Genomic DNA, 3,569 nt, shown 5'->3' with positions numbered 1-3,569 from the left:
CCGGCGCGCCCCCGGCCCCCCCCCCCCGGCCGCGGGCCCCCCCCCCCCCGCCCGCGTTCCCGCTCCGGTGCGGACTTCCGGTTCCGTGCGAGCCCCGGCCTTCTCCGGCCTCCGAGATCGACTCGGCGGGGCGGCGGGGCGGCGGGGCGGCGGGCGTTCGCGGGGGAGTGGTCGGCCTGCCGGGCCTCACCGCGGCGGGGAGGGCCTGGACGGTGGCGCAGAACGGTCCCGGTGAGCGTCTTCGCCGTGCTCCGGGCCAGGGCGAGACCAGGGCGCTGAAGACCCTCAGCGGCGGGGCGTTCCCCGCCTGACCTCGCGGGAGCGGTTGCGCCGGCGGCGCGAGGAGTTCGACGGCCGCTTCCTGCCGCCGCCGCCCCGGGCAGACCCCTCGTCCATGGCGGTGCGGGCCGCGTCGGCGGCAGCGTCGAACGGCGGCTCTCCGGTCTCCTCCGCGTCGTCGTAGTCCGGGACGTCTCCGAAGTCCGGTGCCTGGAAGGGGTTCCGGGCCGGGGGCCGGGCCGCCGCCCGGGGGGCCGGGGGCGCCTGGTCGGGAGCGGAGAACAGTTCGGTGGTGTCGATGGGGAGATCTGCCTCTCGGGGCGGGAACGTGGCGTGGGGGAGACGGCCGGCCGCCGTGCCGCGGCGGCCGTACGCGGCGGTCTCAGAGAGCGTTCAGCTTGTGGTACGGGCTGAGGATCCGCACCTGCTTGGACCCGAAGTCGACGAGTACCGCGATGCCTTCCTCGACGGAGACGATCCGGCCGAGGCCGTAGGTGTCGTGGGTGACCCGCTCCCCCTCGGCGAAGTGCTTGTCGGGCGGTGCGACAGGGGCTTTGAAGGGGCTGGTGGGCAGGTGGCGCCGGGCTACGGCCGATTTTGTCATTAACGCCAGTATGCACCCGGCGGTCCTGCTCGCGCCCCGGCGTACCGCTTCCACTTCCCGGGCCGCACCGCCCGCCGGGACACGCTCACGGCTCGACGACGGTCTCCTGGGCCGCGGCCGTGTCGCCCGCGATCAGCTCCGCGTCCACCGGGACGTTCCGCTTCACCAGGGCCAGGGCGACCGGCCCCAGCTCATGGTGGCGGGCGGAGGTGGTGACGAAACCGAGCTGCCGCCCCTCCTCGCCGTCCTTCGCCAGCCGCACGGGTGTGCCGCGGCCGGGCAGGTGCACCTCACTGCCGTCCAGGTGGAGGAAGACCAGCCGGCGCGGCGGCTTCCCCAGGTTGTGGACGCGCGCCACGGTCTCCTGACCCCGGTAGCAGCCCTTCTGCAGATGGACGGCCGTGCCGATCCAGCCCAGCTCGTGCGGGATGGTGCGGTGGTCGGTCTCCATCCCCATCCGCGGCCGGTGCGCCTCGACGCGCAGCGCCTCCAGCGCCAGCACGCCGACCGCCGGGCCCAGGGAGGCGGCGCAGGATTCCAGCTCGCCGCGTGGCAGGAACAGGTCCCGCCCGTACGCCGTCTCGCGGACGACCACGCCCTCGGGAGCCTCGGCGATGGAGCCCGCCGGGAGGTGCACCACGGCGTACCCGGCCGTGGCGTCGGCGACCTCGACCCGGTAGAAGAACCTCATGCTCTCCAGGTAGGCGATCAGCGCCTCCTGGGCGCCCGGCTCCACGTGCATCCAGACCGTGGCGCCGTCGTCGACCAGATGGAGCGCGTGCTCGATGTGGCCGTTGGCGGAGAGGATCAGCGCCTCGGCGGCGCGGCCGGGCTCCAGCTCGCTGACGTGCTGGGTGATCAGCAGGTGGAGCCAGCTCAGCCGGTCCTCGCCGGTGACGGTGACCACGCCGCGGTGCGAGAGGTCCACCATCCCGCCGCCGTCGGCGAGCGTGCGCTGCTCGCGGAAGAGGTCGCCGTAGTGCGCGGCGACGCCTTCGTCCGGAGCCTCGGCGGGGACGGCGCCGGGCAGCGACAGCAGGGGGCTCTTGTACGACATGCGGCCAGCCTACGACCCGGAGCGGTCCGTGTTCCCCTCCGAGCCCCTCCCGGGGCCCTCCGGATCCGCCGCCGCGTTCCCTCCGGAGGCCCGCTCGGCGCAGTCGCGGCAGCGGCCGAAGATCGCGAAGTGCTTCATGTCGGTGTCGAAGCCGAACCTCTCCCGCAGCCTTTCGGTGAAGTCGGCGGCGAGCGCGATGTCGGCCTCGATCACCGTGGTGCAGTCCCGGCACACCAGGTGCATGTGGTCGTGCCGGTCGGCCAGGTGGTACGTGGGAGCACCGTGGCCCAGGTGGGCGTGGCTGACCAGCCCCAGCTCCTCCAGCAGCTCCAGCGTGCGGTAGACGGTGGAGATGTTCACACTCCCCGCCGTGCGCCGCACCTCGGCGAGGATGTCCTCCGGAGTGGAGTGCTCCAGCTTGTCCACGGCCTCCAGCACGAGCTGGCGCTGCGGCGTCAGCCGGTATCCGCGTCTGCGTAGATCGCTCTGCCAGTCGGTGCTCACCACAGTGGCCAGTGTAGGAAGGGTGTGAAGCCGGAGAAAGTGTTAACCCTTGTGTGCTCACGTGCCGGATCGGCGGTCCCGGCGCGCTCCCGGCCTACTTGAAGAAGGCGATTCCGTCGTCCGGGAGGTCCTTGAGGTCCCTGGCCCACTCGCGCGGGTCGACGACCTTCCTCAGGTGCGCCGACATGTACGGGCGCAGCGGGCGTTCGGGGTCCGGGGTGGCCAGCTCGCCGACCCACATCAGGTCGCCCTTGACGTAGCCGTACAGCCGCTTGCCGCCGGAGTACTCGCCGGCCGAGGAGAGGCGGGCGAAGGCATCCGTCACCAGGTCGATCTGCGGCTTCTGCTCGGCCATCCCGCCGTGCCAGACCTCGACGATGCCCCGGTCGCGGACCATGACGACCTCGACCCGGCGCTCCGCGTCGATCTTCCAGTAGCCGCTCTCGCTCTCCAGCGGGCGGACCTTCTCGCCCTTGTCGTCCAGCTCCCAGGTGCGCGAGACGTACTCCAGGAAGTCCCGGCCGTCGTGGGAGAAGGTGACCTCCTGGCCGAAGTTGCACTGCTCGCGGTCCGGGAGGTCCGCGACGCCCGCGCCCGCCCAGTCGCCCAGGAGGAACGCGAGGGGGACGAGGTCCGGGTGGAGGTCGGACGGGATCTCGATCATGGGATGCTCAGGCGATCTGTCGAGGGCGTGTGGTCTGGGACGTGCGGCCCCGGGTCATGGGACGCGGGGCGCGGGCCGGGCCGCGGGTCAGCGCTGGCCCTGGTAGAGCTTCTTCACGGTCAGGCCCGTGAACGCCAGGACGCCGACGCAGACCAGGACCAGCAGGGCGGTGAAGAATGCCTCAAGCACGGGAGCGCTCCTCGGGGGCTCGGCACGGACGTACGGGCCGGTGGGCGGCCCGCCGACGAGTCTAGTCGGCCCGCGGCGGGGCGGTGCTGTGAGGTGCGCCGCCCCGCCGCGGGGCCGGGGACACGTCCTGGAAGCCCGGCCCGGAAGCTCAGCTCAGGAGCTGTGCCCGGGGGATCACCGTCCGCCGGAACGGCACCTCGGGAGCGGTCCCCTTCCGGGGCTGGGCGGTCAGGGCCACGGTGTCGCCGGCGACGCAGAAACACCCCGAGGAC

4 protein-coding genes are annotated in these 3,569 nt (G+C 73.1%); all 4 read right to left on the bottom strand.

Annotation, left to right across the window (positions count from 1 at the left end):
* Positions 1 to 661: 661 nt before the first annotated feature.
* On the bottom strand, positions 662 to 883 hold the full coding sequence (locus AC2CJA_RS25395; protein WP_484605010.1) for a hypothetical protein: 222 nt from the start codon (positions 881 to 883) through the stop codon (positions 662 to 664).
* Between the two features lie 85 nt (positions 884 to 968).
* Positions 969 to 1,940 carry a CAF17-like 4Fe-4S cluster assembly/insertion protein YgfZ gene (gene ygfZ / locus AC2CJA_RS25390; protein ID WP_484605009.1) on the bottom strand — a complete coding sequence of 324 codons (972 nt, stop codon included), beginning with the start codon at positions 1,938 to 1,940 and terminating at the stop codon, positions 969 to 971.
* A 9-nt stretch (positions 1,941 to 1,949) separates the two neighbouring features.
* Positions 1,950 to 2,447, bottom strand: a complete 498-nt coding sequence (locus tag AC2CJA_RS25385) for a Fur family transcriptional regulator (RefSeq protein WP_484605008.1) — start codon at positions 2,445 to 2,447, stop codon at positions 1,950 to 1,952.
* 91 nt (positions 2,448 to 2,538) lie between these two features.
* Complete coding sequence (locus tag AC2CJA_RS25380; protein ID WP_484605007.1) at positions 2,539 to 3,108, bottom strand: heme-binding beta-barrel domain-containing protein; 570 nt, start codon at positions 3,106 to 3,108, stop codon at positions 2,539 to 2,541.
* Positions 3,109 to 3,569 lie beyond the last annotated feature (461 nt).

The sequence above is a fragment of the Streptomyces sp. ATLC9 genome, assembly GCF_057196705.1.
The sequence above is the reverse complement of the archived record's forward strand: the minus strand, read 5'-3'. Positions and strand labels throughout refer to the sequence as shown.